The organism is Nocardiopsis potens DSM 45234 (genome assembly GCF_000341105.1).
Taxonomy (GTDB): domain Bacteria; phylum Actinomycetota; class Actinomycetes; order Streptosporangiales; family Streptosporangiaceae; genus Nocardiopsis_A; species Nocardiopsis_A potens.
In genome coordinates this window covers 40,936-54,643 of the sequence record NZ_ANBB01000064.1, presented here as the reverse complement: position 1 = coordinate 54,643, position 13,708 = coordinate 40,936, and the positions used below count along the sequence as shown (strand labels likewise).

The 13,708-nt window shown below is 74.9% G+C and carries 15 protein-coding genes; 3 read left to right on the top strand and 12 right to left on the bottom strand.

Annotated elements, in window-relative coordinates:
- Positions 1-59 precede the first annotated feature (59 nt).
- From D459_RS0125435 to D459_RS32760, 7 genes are all read right to left on the bottom strand, one after another.
- Positions 60-2,336, bottom strand: a complete 2,277-nt coding sequence (locus D459_RS0125435; RefSeq protein WP_017595823.1) for a heavy metal translocating P-type ATPase — start codon at positions 2,334-2,336, stop codon at positions 60-62.
- 51 nt (positions 2,337-2,387) lie between these two features.
- Positions 2,388-3,362 carry a hypothetical protein gene (locus tag D459_RS32765; protein WP_017595822.1) on the bottom strand — a complete coding sequence of 325 codons (975 nt, stop codon included), beginning with the start codon at positions 3,360-3,362 and terminating at the stop codon, positions 2,388-2,390.
- Between the two features lies 1 nt (position 3,363).
- Positions 3,364-3,579 carry a heavy-metal-associated domain-containing protein gene (locus tag D459_RS0125425; RefSeq protein WP_020380333.1) on the bottom strand — a complete coding sequence of 72 codons (216 nt, stop codon included), beginning with the start codon at positions 3,577-3,579 and terminating at the stop codon, positions 3,364-3,366.
- A gap of 188 nt (positions 3,580-3,767) precedes the next feature.
- Positions 3,768-4,976: an ABC transporter permease gene (locus D459_RS0125420; protein ID WP_017595820.1), complete on the bottom strand. Its 1,209-nt coding sequence runs from the start codon at positions 4,974-4,976 to the stop codon at positions 3,768-3,770.
- Positions 4,973-5,710: an ABC transporter ATP-binding protein gene (locus D459_RS0125415; protein WP_017595819.1), complete on the bottom strand. Its 738-nt coding sequence runs from the start codon at positions 5,708-5,710 to the stop codon at positions 4,973-4,975. Before D459_RS0125415 ends, D459_RS0125420 begins: the two co-directional genes overlap by 4 nt.
- Positions 5,707-6,780: a peptidoglycan-binding protein gene (locus tag D459_RS0125410; RefSeq protein ID WP_017595818.1), complete on the bottom strand. Its 1,074-nt coding sequence runs from the start codon at positions 6,778-6,780 to the stop codon at positions 5,707-5,709. The genes D459_RS0125415 and D459_RS0125410 overlap by 4 nt, the downstream gene beginning before the upstream one ends.
- Positions 6,777-7,283: a hypothetical protein gene (locus tag D459_RS32760; protein ID WP_017595817.1), complete on the bottom strand. Its 507-nt coding sequence runs from the start codon at positions 7,281-7,283 to the stop codon at positions 6,777-6,779. The genes D459_RS0125410 and D459_RS32760 overlap by 4 nt, the downstream gene beginning before the upstream one ends.
- A 170-nt stretch (positions 7,284-7,453) precedes the next feature.
- Here D459_RS32760 and D459_RS0125400 point away from each other — a divergent pair, with 170 nt between their 5' ends.
- Together D459_RS0125400 and D459_RS0125395 are read left to right on the top strand one after the other, a co-directional pair.
- Positions 7,454-8,110, top strand: a complete 657-nt coding sequence (locus tag D459_RS0125400) for a response regulator transcription factor (RefSeq protein WP_017595816.1) — start codon at positions 7,454-7,456, stop codon at positions 8,108-8,110.
- Position 8,111: 1 nt separating this feature from the next.
- Positions 8,112-9,347 carry a sensor histidine kinase gene (locus D459_RS0125395; protein ID WP_051065539.1) on the top strand — a complete coding sequence of 412 codons (1,236 nt, stop codon included), beginning with the start codon at positions 8,112-8,114 and terminating at the stop codon, positions 9,345-9,347.
- A 52-nt stretch (positions 9,348-9,399) separates the two neighbouring features.
- On the opposite strand, the gene D459_RS32755 is transcribed toward D459_RS0125395, so the two are convergent.
- From D459_RS32755 to D459_RS0125380, 3 genes are all read right to left on the bottom strand, one after another.
- The gene (locus tag D459_RS32755) at positions 9,400-9,756 is read right to left on the bottom strand and encodes a transcriptional regulator (RefSeq protein ID WP_017595815.1); all 357 of its coding nucleotides are present in this window, start codon (positions 9,754-9,756) and stop codon (positions 9,400-9,402) included.
- Positions 9,746-10,207, bottom strand: coding sequence for a hypothetical protein (locus D459_RS33870; protein ID WP_017595814.1), 462 nt, complete (start codon positions 10,205-10,207; stop codon positions 9,746-9,748). Before D459_RS33870 ends, D459_RS32755 begins: the two co-directional genes overlap by 11 nt.
- 131 nt (positions 10,208-10,338) lie before the next feature.
- Positions 10,339-10,614, bottom strand: a complete 276-nt coding sequence (locus tag D459_RS0125380) for a heavy-metal-associated domain-containing protein (protein WP_017595813.1) — start codon at positions 10,612-10,614, stop codon at positions 10,339-10,341.
- Positions 10,615-11,044: 430 nt separating this feature from the next.
- Here D459_RS0125380 and D459_RS0125375 point away from each other — a divergent pair, with 430 nt between their 5' ends.
- Complete coding sequence (locus D459_RS0125375) at positions 11,045-11,278, top strand: hypothetical protein (protein WP_017595812.1); 234 nt, start codon at positions 11,045-11,047, stop codon at positions 11,276-11,278.
- 25 nt (positions 11,279-11,303) lie between these two features.
- Here the strand turns inward: D459_RS0125375 and D459_RS0125370 are convergent, their stop codons facing one another.
- A complete protein-coding gene (locus D459_RS0125370; RefSeq protein ID WP_017595811.1) occupies positions 11,304-11,903 on the bottom strand; it encodes a GNAT family N-acetyltransferase in 600 nt (199 codons plus the stop codon).
- A gap of 187 nt (positions 11,904-12,090) precedes the next feature.
- On the bottom strand, positions 12,091-13,545 hold the full coding sequence (locus tag D459_RS0125365; protein WP_017595810.1) for an alanine/glycine:cation symporter family protein: 1,455 nt from the start codon (positions 13,543-13,545) through the stop codon (positions 12,091-12,093).
- Positions 13,546-13,708 lie beyond the last annotated feature (163 nt).

The following is a 13,708-nucleotide window of genomic DNA, read 5'->3' as shown; positions in this document are numbered from 1 at the left end:
CGCGAGGGGCGCCGGGCCGGCCGGCCCGGCGCCCCTCGGCGCTCCCCGTTCCCTCCGCCTCAGTCGGCCGCCTTGAAGCGGCGCAGCCGGAGGCTGTTGCCGACCACGAAGACGCTGGAGAAGGCCATCGCGGCGCCGGCGATCATCGGGTTGAGCAGCCCGGCCGCGGCCAGCGGCAGGGCCGCGGTGTTGTAGGCGAAGGCCCAGAACAGGTTGCCCTTGATGGTGGCCAGGGTGCGGCGGGAGAGCCGGATCGCGTCGGCTGCGGAGCGCAGGTCGCCGCGGACCAGGGTGAGGTCGCCCGCCTCGATCGCGACGTCGGTCCCGGTGCCCATGGAGAGCCCCAGGTCGGCCTGGGCCAGCGCGGCGGCGTCGTTCACCCCGTCGCCGACCATGGCCACCGCCCGGCCCTCGCCCTGCAGCCGCTTGACCACGTCCACCTTGTCCTTGGGCATCACCTCGGCGATGACCTCGTCGATGCCGACCTCGGCGGCGACCGACTCGGCGACCGCGGTGGTGTCCCCGGTCAGCAGGATCGGGGTGAGGCCCAGCTCGCGGAAGCGGCGGACCGCCTCGGCGCTGGTCGGCTTGACGGTGTCGGAGACGACCAGCACCGCGCGGGCGGCGCCGTCCCAGCCGACCGCGACGGCGGTGCGGCCGCGCGCCTCGGCATCGGCCTTGGCCCGCTCCAGCTCCTCCGGCAGGTGCTGCGACCACTCGGCCAGCAGCGCGGTCCGGCCGACCAGCACCAGGTGGCCGTCGACCACCCCCTGCACGCCCAGCCCCTCCTGGTTGGCGAAGTCCTCGACGGCGGGCAGGGTGCCGGCGCGCTCCGCGGCGCCCTTGGCGATGGCCTGGGCGATCGGGTGCTCCGAGGCGTGCTCCAGCGCCCCGGCCAGCCGGAGCACCTCCTTCTCGTCCTCGCCGGCGGCGACGTGCACCTCGGCCAGGGCCATGCTGCCCTCGGTGACGGTGCCGGTCTTGTCCAGCACGATGGTGTCGATGCGGCGGGTGCTCTCCAGCACCTCCGGGCCCTTGATCAGGATGCCGAGCTGGGCGCCGCGACCGGTGCCGACCATCAGCGCGGTCGGGGTGGCCAGGCCCAGCGCGCACGGGCAGGCGATGATGAGGACCGCGACCGCGGCGGTGAACGCCGCCGCGACACCGCCGCCGGTGCCCAGCCAGAACCCGAGGGTCGCCACGGCCAGCACGATCACCACCGGCACGAAGATCCCGGAGATGCGGTCGGCGAGCCGCTGCACCTCGGCCTTGCCGTTCTGCGCCTCCTCCACCATCCGCGCCATCTGCGCCAGCTGGGTGTCGGAGCCGACCCGGGTGGCGCGCACCACCAGCCGGCCGCCGGCGTTCACCGTCGCCCCGGCCACCTGCGCGCCGGGCTCGACCTCGACCGGGACCGACTCGCCGGTGAGCATGCTCATGTCGACCGCGGAGCTGCCCTCCTCCACGGTGCCGTCGGTGGCGATCTTCTCGCCGGGGCGGACCACGAACAGGTCGCCCTCGACCAGCTCCTCCACCGGGATGCGCTGCTCGGTGCCGTTGCGCAGCACCGCGACGTCCTTGGCGCCCATCTCCAGCAGGGCGCGCAGCGCCGCTCCGGCGCGCCGCTTGGAGCGCGCCTCGAAGTACCGGCCGAGCAGGATGAACGTGGTGACTCCGGCGGCGACCTCGAGGTAGATGTTGGCGGCGCCGTCGCTGGGCGCGATGGTCAGCTCGAAGGGGTGCACCATGCCGGGCTCGCCGGCGGTGCCGAAGAACAGGGCGTACAGCGACCAGGCGAACGCGGCGAGGGTGCCCATCGACACCAGGGTGTCCATGGTGGCGGTGCCCAGCCTGAGGTTCTTCCAGGCGGCCTTGTGGAACGGCAGCGCCCCCCAGACCAGCACCGGCGCGGCCAGGGTCAGCGAGAGCCACTGCCAGTAGGTGAACTGCAGCACCGGGAACATCGCCATCGCGATGACCGGCACGGACAGCGCCAGGCTGATCAGGGTGCGGTCGCGCAGCGCCTTGACCGGGTCGGGTTCGGCGGCGCCGCCCCCGGCGGGGGCGTCCCCGCCGGCGGGCTTGGGCGGCTCCGGCACCGCCGCGGTGTAGCCGGCCTTCTCCACCTGGGCGATCAGCCGGTCGACCGGGATCGGGTCGGTGCCCTCCTCGAAGACGACCCGGGCCTTCTCGGTGGCGTAGTTGACAGTGGCGGTGACGCCGTCCATCTTGTTCAGCCGCCGCTCGACGCGGTTGGCGCAGGAGGCGCAGGTCATCCCGCCGATGGCCAGTTCCACCTGGCCCTGGGCCCGTTCCGCCTGATCGGTTCCGCTCATCGCTGTTGTCCTCCGTGGGGGTGGATCTCGGTGGAAGTCCGTGCCGACCGGTCAGTGCCCGTGGCCGTCGGCGCCGTGCCCGCCGCCCTCGCCGCCCTCGCCGGCGGCGGCGGTGAACTCGGCGGTGCGGACCTTCCCGTCGTGCTTGAAGTCGAGGAAGAGGCGGTACTCGCCGGGGCTGGGCGCCTCGGCGGTGAACCGCACTCCGGGGCCGGGCTCGGTCTCGCCGTCGCCGGGCTCGCCGTGCGGGTGGACGTGCAGGTAGGCCAGGTCGCCGGCGCGCAGCGCCACCAGGTGGCCGTAGGCGCCCAGGTAGGGCTCCAGGTCGTCGACGGGCTCGCCGTCCTTGGTGACGGTGAAGTCCAGTTCCCCGGAGCCGCCGGCGGCGAGGCCGCCCTCCAGGCGGACGGTGTAGCCGTCGACCTCGGCGGCCCGCTCGATCTCGGGCAGCGGCTCCGGCTCGTAGTCGCCGGGGACGGCGAGGTCGGCGCCGAGCACCAGGCCCTCCTCGGTGCCCTCGGGGGCGAAGTCGGCGAACATCCGGTAGGGGCCGGGGGTATCGAACCCGGTCTCCACCGTCCAGGTGCCGTCCTCGTCCATCTCCGGGTGCAGGTGGCGGTAGCCCGCCGTGTCCCGGCCGACGACGATGAGGTGCATCCGCTTCTCGTGCTCGACCCGGAAGCCGGTGACCGGCTCGCCGTCGGGGCCGGTGATCCGGAAGGAGAGTTCGCCCTCCTTCCCGGCCTTCTCCGGGGCGGCGACCTGCTCCAGGGTGTACCCGCGGTCGGAGATCTGCAGGCCGGCCGGGGTGACGGCACCGGACCCGGCGCCCTCGCCGCCGGTGCCGCCCTCCCCATCGGTGCCGGCGTGCCCGCCGGCGCCGCCGTGGCCGCCCGCTCCGTCGTCGGAGGCGTTCGCCGGGCCGCCGGGCAGCACCGGCCCGGTCAGCGTGCCGGCGCCGAGCGCCCCGGCGAACGCCGCGACCAGTCCGACCCCGTAGAGGCCCAGTTTCACCGGAACGTTCATGTCAGCCCTTCACCTCGTAGCCGGCCTCCTGGACAGCCGCGCGCACCAGCGCGCCGTCCACCGGGCCGTCGCCGGACACCTCCACCCGGCCGGTGGCCAGGTCGACCTCGACACCGGTGACGCCGGGAACCTCGCCGACCTCCTCGGTGACCGAGGCGACGCAGTGTCCGCAGGTCATGCCCTCAACGGTGTAAACGGTGGTGGTCGCACCGGACATTTCCGCCTCCTGATTTCCGCCGTGGTCCCGTCCGGCCCGGGGCGGCTTCCGCCGCCTCCGCGCCCGCACTCATATGAGTACCATACCCCCCTAGGGTATATCAAGGACGCCGGAGCGCGCCGGAGAACACCGGATCCCCTCCCCGCTGCGGCCGCGGGGAGGGGACGGAGGGAACCGGGCGGGGCCGGTCAGCCCGGCCCGAGCGCCTCGGTCGGGGGCAGCCGCGCGGCGCGCACCGCCGGCAGCAGCCCGGCCAGCGCACCGATCAGCACCGTCGCGGCGACCCCGCCGAGCAGCGCCCACGGCGGCACCTCGACCCTCCACCCCTGGGAGAGCGCGTACCCGGCGGTGACCGCGGCGCCCAGCACCGCGCCGGCCGCGCCGCCCAGCGCGGACAGCGCCATCGCCTCCACCAGGAACTGGCCGCGGATCTGCCGGCGGGTGGCGCCCAGCGCGCGGCGGAGCCCGATCTCGCCGCGCCGCTCCAGCACCGAGATGACCATGGTGTTGGCCACCCCGACCCCGCCGACCAGCAGCGCGACCCCGCCCAGGCCGAGCAGCAGCCCGGTGAGCGCGCGGTCCGCCTCCTGCTGCGCGGCCAGCGCGTCGGAGGGCCGGGAGACCGAGACGCCGTGCGGCTCCTCGGGGTCGACGGTGCCCGGGAGCAGCTCGCGCACCGCGCCCAGACGCTCCGGATCGGCCCGGACGTATACCCGGGTGGGGTTCCCGGAGAAGTCCAGCTCCCCGACGGCCGCGTCCCAGCCGACCAGGGCCGCGGTGTCCAGCTCCGGGGCCAGCTCCACCGGCTCCAGCACGCCCACCACGGTGAAGTAGGAGTCGCCGATCAGCACCCGGGTGTCCGGGGTGATCCGGGTGATCCCCAGCCGCTCCGCCGCGGTGGCGCCGAGCACCGCCGCCGGGTGGCGCGAGGCCGGCGCGGTCAGCCAGGACCCCTCGGCCACCTCGGCGCGGAGCACCCCGGGCAGGCCGGGGCCGGCCGCCTGCACGGTGAGCCCGCCGGACTCCTCCTCCGGGATCAGGTCGGACCGGTAGACGGAGGCGCCGGGCACCTCCCCGGCCTGGCCGACCCGCTGCACCCCGGGGATCCGGCCGGCCCGGCCGGCCGCCTCGGCGGGCAGCCTCGCCTCCTCGCCGAAGAGCGACTCCCCCGGCTCCGCGGTGACCAGGTTGGTGCCCAGGCTCTGCAGCCGCTCCTCCAGCCCGGCCCGGCCGGAGGCGGAGATGCCCACCACCGCGACCATCGCCGCGATGCCGATCGCGATGCCCAGCGCGGAGAGCAGCACCCGCAGCGGGCGGGCGCGCAGCCCGGCCCCGGCGGTGCCCAGCACGTCGCGCGGGGAGAGCCGGGCCGGGCGCGGGGGCGCCTCCGGGGTCATGGCCGCACCTCCGCCGCGCCGCCGCGCTCGTCCGCGGTGATCCGGCCGTCGCGCACCCGCACCCGGCGGGGCAGCGACGCGGCGAGCTCGGTGTCGTGCGTGATGACCGCGACCGCGGTGCCCGCCGCGTTGAGCTCGCGGAGCAGCTCCACCACCGCGGCCCCGGAGGCGGTGTCCAGCGCCCCGGTGGGCTCGTCGGCCAGCAGCAGGCCGGGCTCGCCGACCAGCGCCCGCGCCACCGCGACCCGCTGCCGCTGCCCGCCGGAGAGCTCGCCCGGCCGGTGGCCGAGCCGGTCGCCCAGGCCCACCCGGCGCAGCGCCCGCTCGGCGCGCTCCCGGCGGATCCGCGCCGGCACCCCGGCGTAGAGCAGGCCGTCGGCGACGTTGTCCCGCGCGCTCGCCCCGGCGTCCAGGTGGAACTGCTGGAAGACGAAGCCGACGGCGCGGGCGCGCAGCGCCGACCTGCGGTCGTCGTCCAGCGCCCCGACGTCGTGCCCGGCGACCCGGACCGTGCCCGCGGTCGGCACGTCCAGCATTCCGAGCAGGTTGAGCAGGGTGGACTTGCCCGATCCGGACGGGCCGACGATGGCCAGCAGCTCGCCGCGGCCGATCCGCAGCGACACCCCGTCCAGCGCCCGCACCCCGCCCGGGTAGTGCCGGGAGACCCGGTCCAGTTCGGCCGCGGGCGCCGGTACCGCCTCCGGCGCCGCGCGGCCGGTGCCGTCCGCGCTCACGTGGGGACCACCACTTCCTGCCCCTCCTCGACGTCGCCCTCGATCTCCACCAGGCCGTCGGCGAACAGGCCGGTCTCCACCTCGACGTCGGTCACCCGGCCGCCGGGGCCGAGCACCGAGACGCCGTAGCCGCCGCCGGGCAGCGAGATCAGCGCGCCGACCGGCACCGCGAGCACGTCCTCGCGGGTCTCGGTGCGCACCTCGACCTCGACCGGAGCCCGGTCGAAGAAGACCGCGGTGGCGCTCTCGTCCGGTTTCACCGTCACCGGAAGCACCGGGTCGGACTCCCCTCCCTGGCCGTCGTCGTGCTGCTCGGCCACGGTGCCGACCGAGGCGATGCGGCCGGCGACCCGCTCGCCGCTGGGCAGCACCACCTCCACCTCGTCGCCCTTCTCCACCAGGTCGCGGTCGGCCACCTCGACCTCGGTGCGCACCACCTGCTCGGTGGTGGTGGTCTCCAGCACCGGCTCGGAGCCGGCGAGCCGCTGGCCCTTCTTCGCGCCGTGCCCGGAGACGCGCAGCTCGCCGGGGGCGAACCAGACGCCGGCCGGGTCGGCCTCGCCGGTGGTCCGGGCTCCGGTGTCGCGCTGCCAGCGCTTCACCGCCTCGGCGGTCAGCCCGGTGTACTCCTCGTCCGGGGTGAAGCCGGTGTAGCCCAGTTCGGCCAGGGCCTGCTCGAACCGGCGCACGTCCTCGCCCTCCGCCCCGGGCTTCAGCGGCCGGTAGGCGGGGGCGTCGCCGCGGAGCAGCACCACCGGGCGGTCGTCCACCTCGTAGAGCACGCCGCCGGGTTCCACCACCTCGCCCTTCTTCGGCAGCCGGGTGAGGACGCCATCGCCGCCGGCGAGCACCTCGCCGGAGCCGCGGTAGCCGAGCTCGCCGTCCAAGGTGGTGTGCTCGCTCAGGTCGGTGCGGCGGACCTCCTCGCTCGCCCCGGTGCCGGCGGCGCCGTCCCGCTCCTCCTCGGGGCCTCCCCAGGCGACCAGCGCGGCGCCCCCGCCGGCGGCGAGGACGGCCGCGCAGGCCAGCGCGGCCGCGGCGCGGCGGCCGGGGCGGCGGATCCCCCTCACTTCTCCCCTCCCCCGCGCGGGACGGTGGACATGCCGCTCTGCCCGCAGGCCTCCATCGCCTCCTCCATGCCGTCGGCGTCCGCGGGCAGCGTCATGCCCTGGCCCTTCTTCGGGTCCTCGACGTCGATGCCCTCGCCGCGCAGGCACTCGGCCAGCTCCAAGTCCTTCTCGTGCATCTCGGCGAGCTCCTCCTCGGAGGGCTCGAACTCGTCCATCGGGACCTTCTCCTCGCAGGCCTCCAACGCCTTCTCGGTCTCCCCGTTCAGCTCCAGTCCCGGGACCATCCCGTCCGCACCGCCGGGGTCGGGCATGTCCACGCCGTTGTCCCGCATGCACCGGGCGAACTCCAGCCGGGCCTCCTGGAGCCGCTCCTCCTCGCTCTTCGCCCCGCCGCCGGCCTGCTCCTCCTGGTCTCCGCCGGCCATGCCGCACCCGGTGAGCAGTCCCAGGGCGAGCAGCGCACCGGCGCCCCCGCGGGCCGCCGCGGCCGTGATCGCTCGCATCCCGTCTCCTTTCGGTCCCCGGCCGCCCGGCCGGGGCCGCACCATGCCACCGGTCCCCGGGTTAGCCCGGGGTTACCGCCCTGACCTGCACGGAGCCCTTAACCCCGGACTAACCCGGGCCGAGTAGAAAACCGGGGAACGGGAACGCGGAGAAGGACGGGGACGCTCGGGTGAGGATCCTGATCGTGGAGGACACCGCGGCGCTGGCCGACATGCTGGCCGACGGGCTGCGCGGCGAGGGCATGGCGGTGGACACCGCCTACGACGGCGACACCGGCCTGGAGATGGCCATGGTGCACGGCTACGACGTGGTCGTGCTCGACCGCGACCTGCCCCGGCGGCACGGCGACGAGGTGTGCTCGCTGCTGGTCGGCGACCCGTCGGTGCAGGCGCGGGTGCTGATGCTCACCGCGGCCGGCGGGGTGGAGGACCGGGTCGAGGGGTTCGGCCTGGGCGCCGACGACTACCTGCCCAAGCCGTTCGCCTACCCGGAGCTGGTGGCGCGGGTGCGCGCGCTGGCCCGGCGGTCCCGGCCGGCCCCGCCGCCGGTGCTCCGCCGCGCCGGGCTCGAACTGGACCCGCACCGCCGCACCGCCAGCCGGGACGGGCGGCCGCTGGACCTGAGCCCCAAGGAGCTCGGCGTGCTGGAGGAGCTGCTGCTGGCCGACGGCGCCCCGGTCTCCCCGGTGCAGCTGACCGAGAAGGTGTGGGACGCCAACCTGGACGCGGCGAGCGGGGTGCTCAAGGTGGTGGTGCACGGGCTCCGCCGCAAGCTCGGCGAACCGCCGCTGATCAGCACCGTGCTCGGGCACGGCTACCGGATCTGAGATGGCCTCCCGGATCCGCGCCCTGGCCGGCGCCGCCCCGCTGACCGTCCGGGCCCGGCTGGCGCTGGTCTACGCGGGGGTCTTCCTCGCCGCCGGGGTGCTGCTGCTGGCGCTGAACTACGCGATCGTCTCGACCGGGCTGATCGACCACAGCACGGTGATCACCGCGACCCTGCCGGACGGCGGCTTCCCCGCCGAGGGGCCCTCGTTCGTGCCCGCGGAGCCGGCCCGGACGGCCCCGGACGCCGCCGGGGACCCCGGCGAAGGGGAGCCGCTCGCCGCCGACCTCGCCCTCTCGGTGCAGGACTACCGCGCGGCGGTCCTGCGCGACCTGCTGGTCCGCTCCGGTGCCGGGCTGGTCACCGTCACCGCGCTGGCGGCCTTCGCCGGGTGGCTGGTGGCCGGCCGGCTGCTGCGCCGGCTGCACCGGGTCACCGAGACCGCGCGCCGGCTCTCCGAGCACGACCTGGACCGGCGGCTCGCGCTGACCGGCCCGGCCGACGAGTTCCGGGAGCTGGGCGACACCTTCGACGGGATGCTGGAGCGGCTGCAGCACGCCTTCGAGAGCCAGCGCCGGTTCGTCGCCAACGCCTCGCACGAGCTGCGCACCCCGCTCGCGGTGCAGCGGGCGGCGGTGGAGATCCCGCTCTCCCAGGGCCGGGTCCCGCCCGACCTGGAACCGAACCTGCGCCGGGTGCTGGAGTCGGCCGAGCAGAGCGAGCGGCTGGTCGCCGGCCTGCTCCTGCTGGCCCGCTCCGACCGGGGCCTGGAGTCGGCCGGACCGGTGGACCTGGCCGGCCCGGTGCGCCGGGTGGCGGCCGCGCACCGGGAGGCCGCGGCCGAGCGGGGGGTGCGGCTGGAGGCCGCGGTGGGAAGCGCGGTGGTCGAGGGGGACCGGGTGCTCCTGGAGCACCTGGTCCGCAATCTGGTGGACAACGCGGTGCGGTACAACGCCGCGGGCGGGCGGGTCCGGGTCGAGGCCGCCGCCGAGGACGGGGCGGCGGTGGTCCGGGTGGCCAACACCGGCCCCGAGGTGGCCGAGGCCGACCGGCTCTTCGAGCCGTTCCACCGCGGCGCGCAGGGCCGGGAGCGCACCGGGGAGGACGGCAGCGGCCTGGGGCTGTCCATCGTCGCCTCCATCGCGGCGGCGCACGGCGGCACGGCGGCCGCCGTCCCCCGGGAGGGCGGCGGCCTGGCGGTGTCGGTGCGGCTGCCGCTGCACGCCCCTCCCCGATGATCTCGACGCCGCGGCCCCATCGAAGCGCTTCGATGGGGCCGCGGCGTCGAGATCATCGCCCGGGGGTCGGGGGTCGGTCCCGGTCCGCGCCGGCGGACGGGGGCAGCCGGCCTTCGGCCAGGTCGCGCAGGGCGGCCAGGTGGGCGTCGAAGGCCCGCCGCCCCGCCGGGGTCAGCGAGACGCGGGTGGTGCGGCGGGCGTCCGACCGGGAGGGCGAGGCGGACTTGTCGGTGCGCACGTACCCGAGTTCGACCAGGCTGCGGATGGTCTTGGAGAGGTTGGCCTCGCTCAGCCCCAGGGCGGAGCGGAGGAAGGCGAAGTCGGCGCTGTCGACGGGGCGGAGCAGGCCGCAGATGCGCAGCCGGTTGGGGGCGTGGACGGCCTCGTCGAACCGCGGGTCAGCCGGCATTGCGCAGCTCGGCGCCGTAGACGCGGTCGTAGACCAGGCCGCCGCCCAGCATCAGGGCGAAGGCGAGGCCGGCGGTGGCGGCGACCCACGCCCGCAGGTCCAGGTTGACCAGCGCGAAGGAGACGAACACCAGGGCCACGGCGACCGCACCGTACCCGAACAGCACCGCCCGGCTGCGCGGCCCGGCCGGGCGGGTGACCGACAGGCCGCTCCGCTGCTCCTGGGCCTGGACCAGGAAGATCAGCCCGACGCTCCCCCCGGTGATGAACAGGGCCGGCACGGGCGCGGCCGGCGAGGCCACGAAGGCGGCCATGATGGCCGCCAGCACGGGGTGGTACCACCACGGGGAGGCGATCCGGTCGGCCAGGGCGGCGCGGTCCGCCTGCAGGGCGTCGAGGGCCGCCCGGGCCTCCTCGGGGGTTCCGGGGCGCGGGGACTCGTTACTTTCCATGCGGTCAAGTGTTTCACTTGCCTAGCGGTTAAGTAAAGTCGGCCCCCGGAACGGCGACGGCCGCCGTCCCGGAGCGGGGCGGCGGCCTGCGGGTGCCGCGCGGGCGCGCGGCGGGGCGGAAGGGGCCGGGGTCAGCCGGCGGCCAGGGCGTACCCGGCGTCGCGGACCGCGCCGCCGATCGCCGCGTCGTCGAAGCCGGAGCCGCTGACCGAGACCCGGCCGGCCTCCAGGTCCACCTGGACGCCGGTGACCCCGGGGACGCGGCCGACCTCGGCGCTCACCGAGTTCACGCAGTGGCCGCAGGTCATCCCCTCGACCGTGTAGACGCGGACGCCTTCGGCGGCGCCCGGGGCCTCCGCACCGGCGGTGTCGGCGGCCGCGGTGTCGCACCCACAGGGCTGGCACATGGTCGATCTCCTCTCGTCATACCCCTACTAGGTATCTCGGAGACAAGGATTAACATACCCCTAGGGGGTAGGCAAGCCCGACGGGTCACCGCAGCGGCTCCCTCCCGGGCGAGTCCCGGCGGAAACGGACCGGGTCGGAAAATGCGTAATCCCTCGACTCAAAGACGGGAAAGCCGGGGGCGGACGGAAACCGAAACCGCCCGCATTTTCACCGGATTTCCGGGGCGGTGCGCACCCTTTTCATCCCCGTTCGCCCCGGGTCCCGAACGGCGTGATCTGGATCACTCAACGGATCCCGGTTGGCCCGCCCCCCAGGTGGCGAGACCTGTGACCGTGCAGGGCCCACGCACACCGAACCCCCGCAGAAAGCACGGCCGAGGCCGCTGCTGGACGCAGACGACTCCCTCGAAAAGAAATGCAGAGGCTTGACATGAACGGCATCAAGCGCATCCTCCTCGGTACCGCGATCGTCATCCCCGCCTTCTTCGGATTCGCCGGCGCGGCCTCCGCCGACACCGACGTGGCCGTCACCGACGCCGACTTCGCCGCCGCCTACTCCGAGAAGTTCGGCGTCGCCTACGCGCCGGCCGGCTTCGCCCTCGGGCACAGCGTGGACAAGGCGGTGGCCGCCTCCGAGCAGACGGTGAACGTCTCCACCCGCTGATCCCGACCCGGAACCCGGCTGCGGCTCAGTCCTCCTTGAGCCGCAGCCGGGCCACGGGGCGCTCGCTGACCGGGTGCGGGGTGCAGCTGAACCCGGCCTTCTGGAACATCCGGACGCTCCCGGTGTAGACCTCGGCGCTGGGCGCGCGCCCCCCGGCGGTGTCCACCGGGTACCCCTCCAGCACGCTGCCGCCCTCGGCCCGGGCGTACTCCACCGCGGCGTCCAGCAGCCTGGTGCCCAGCCCGTGCTTGCGCCGGCGCGGCGGGAGCCAGAAGCAGACCACCGACCACACCCCGGGCTCGTCCGGGTCCACCGGGCGCAGCGCCCGCGAGCGGCTCAGCCGGATGAACTCCTCGCGCCGCGCGACCGCGACCCAGCCGCAGGGCTCCGCCCCGTCGTAGGCGATCAGGCCGGGGACCCGCCCGTCGAGGGTGAGCCGGCGCAGCGTGTCCCGGTTGTCCCGGCCGCGCTCCGGGGGCGGGCACGCGGTGCTGGCGGTGAAGTCCTTCGCGCGGCGCCGGAAGAACGCGCACCAGCAGTGGCCGTAGGCTCCGGTCGGTCCGAACATGCGTTCCAGGTCGTCCCAGCGGTCCGGGGTGGCGGGCTCGATCGAGACGATGGGCATCGTGTCCCCCTCGGCACAGGCGCGGCGATGTGACATAGCACACTAGCGACTCGGTGCGCCGCGGACACGCCCTCCCGCCCGCTATAAGGGGTTTTCGACCTGATCAACGCTTTGCCGGGATCACTCCGGGTCGCCGGGGGCGCCCGACCGCCACCCAGCGTGTCGGGCGCCCTGGCGAGGTCCTCCGTCAGCGCTCGGCGGCCGGCTCGGCCTCCGGCCGCGACGGCTCCCAGCACTCGACGTTGCGCAGCTGCGGCAGCCGGTCCCGGGTGAACACCGGGTCCAGCCCCTGGCGCCGCTGGGCCACGTAGTCCTTGAGCAGCAGCAGCGCGATCCCGCCCAGCGGCGCGATGGCCAGCAGGTTCACCATCGCCATCAGGCCCATGGTGGTGTCGGCCAGGCTCCACACCACGTCGACCTTGCCGATCGCGCCGAGGAAGGTCGCGACCAGGAAGACCAGCTGGAAGCCGAGCATCACCCCGCGCTTCCCGCTGAGGAAGCGGACGTTGGCCTCGCCGTAGTAGTAGTTGCCCAGCACCGAGGTGAAGGCCAGGAGCAGCAGCACCGCGGTGAGCGCGTGCAGCGACCACGAGCCCAGGCTGCCCTGGAGCGCCTCCTGGGTCAGCGCCGGGCCGCGCTCCTCGCCGTAGACCGGGTCGGAGACCAGGATCAGGAAGGCCGTCATCGAGCAGATCACCAGGGTGTCGAAGTAGACGCCGAAGGTCTGCAGCAGGCCCTGCTTGACCGGGTGGCTGACCGAGGCGGTCGCGGCCGCGTTCGGCGCCGAGCCCAGGCCCGCCTCGTTGGAGAACATGCCGCGGCGCACGCCCTGCACGATGACGGTGCCCAGCGCGGCGCCGGCCACCTCGCGCAGTCCGAAGGCGCTCTGCACGATCAGGGTGAGCATCGGCAGGATCTTCTCCGCGTTGAGCGCCACCACGGCCAGGCCCATCAGGATGTAGAACAGCGCCATGAACGGCACCAGGGCCTGGGCGACCTGCGCGATCCGGCGCACCCCGCCGAAGACGACCGCGGCGGTGACGGCGACCAGCGCCAGCCCGATCAGCACCGGGAGCCAGCCGGGCACCTCCGCGCCGGTCGCCTCCACCGAGGTCCGCACCGCACCGGAGATGGTGTTGGACTGCACCGCGTTGAACACGAACCCGAAGGTCACCGTGATCAGCACCGCGAAGACGACGCCGGCCCAGCGCGCGTTGAGGCCCCGGGTCATGTAGTAGGCGGGGCCGCCGTGGAAGCCCTTGCTGTCGCGCACCTTGTACAGCTGCGCCAGGGTGGACTCCACGAAGCTGGCCGCGCCGACCAGCAGCGCCATCACCCACATCCAGAACACGGCGCCGGGCCCGCCGATCGCGATCGCGCCGGCCACGCCGACCACGTTGCCGGTGCCGATCCGGGCCGCCGCGGAGATGGAGAACGCCTGGAACGGCGAGACCGCCTTCTTGCCGTCCGCGGCCGTCTCCGGCCTGCCGCGGAACTGGCGGAGCATCTCCGGGATCAGGCGGATCTGCACCGCGCCGAGCCGCACCGTGAAATAGAGGCTGAGCAGTACCAGTAGCGGGATGAGCAGCCACAGCCAGAAGGCGTCCGTGGTCGTGACGATGAATTCGTTGAGACGGTCCAAGAGGGTTTCCTTCGCGGCCGAGGGGGGACGGTCGGATGAACCGCGTCCCTACCCCCGGTTCGGCCCACCACCCGCCGGGGCCGCCGACGTTGCCCGATGTCGGCCGTTTCGTGACCCGCCCGGTGCCCGCGCCTCCCCTGGGTGACGGAGGGAGCGCCCAGCG

Excerpts from the sequence above, each read along its gene's own strand:
- D459_RS0125435 (WP_017595823.1), bottom strand. The coding sequence starts at position 2,336 with ATGAGCGGAACCGATCAGGCGGAACGGGCCCAGGGCCAGGTGGAACTG.
- D459_RS32765 (WP_017595822.1), bottom strand. The coding sequence starts at position 3,362 with ATGAACGTTCCGGTGAAACTGGGCCTCTACGGGGTCGGACTGGTCGCG.
- D459_RS0125370 (WP_017595811.1), bottom strand. The coding sequence starts at position 11,903 with ATGCCCATCGTCTCGATCGAGCCCGCCACCCCGGACCGCTGGGACGAC.
- D459_RS0125395 (WP_051065539.1), top strand. The coding sequence starts at position 8,112 with ATGGCCTCCCGGATCCGCGCCCTGGCCGGCGCCGCCCCGCTGACCGTC.
- D459_RS0125375 (WP_017595812.1), top strand. The coding sequence starts at position 11,045 with ATGAACGGCATCAAGCGCATCCTCCTCGGTACCGCGATCGTCATCCCC.
- D459_RS0125420 (WP_017595820.1), bottom strand. The coding sequence starts at position 4,976 with ATGACCCCGGAGGCGCCCCCGCGCCCGGCCCGGCTCTCCCCGCGCGAC.
- D459_RS0125380 (WP_017595813.1), bottom strand. The coding sequence starts at position 10,614 with ATGTGCCAGCCCTGTGGGTGCGACACCGCGGCCGCCGACACCGCCGGT.
- D459_RS33870 (WP_017595814.1), bottom strand. The coding sequence starts at position 10,207 with ATGGAAAGTAACGAGTCCCCGCGCCCCGGAACCCCCGAGGAGGCCCGG.
- D459_RS32755 (WP_017595815.1), bottom strand. The coding sequence starts at position 9,756 with ATGCCGGCTGACCCGCGGTTCGACGAGGCCGTCCACGCCCCCAACCGG.
- D459_RS32760 (WP_017595817.1), bottom strand. The coding sequence starts at position 7,283 with ATGCGAGCGATCACGGCCGCGGCGGCCCGCGGGGGCGCCGGTGCGCTG.
- D459_RS0125425 (WP_020380333.1), bottom strand. The coding sequence starts at position 3,579 with ATGTCCGGTGCGACCACCACCGTTTACACCGTTGAGGGCATGACCTGC.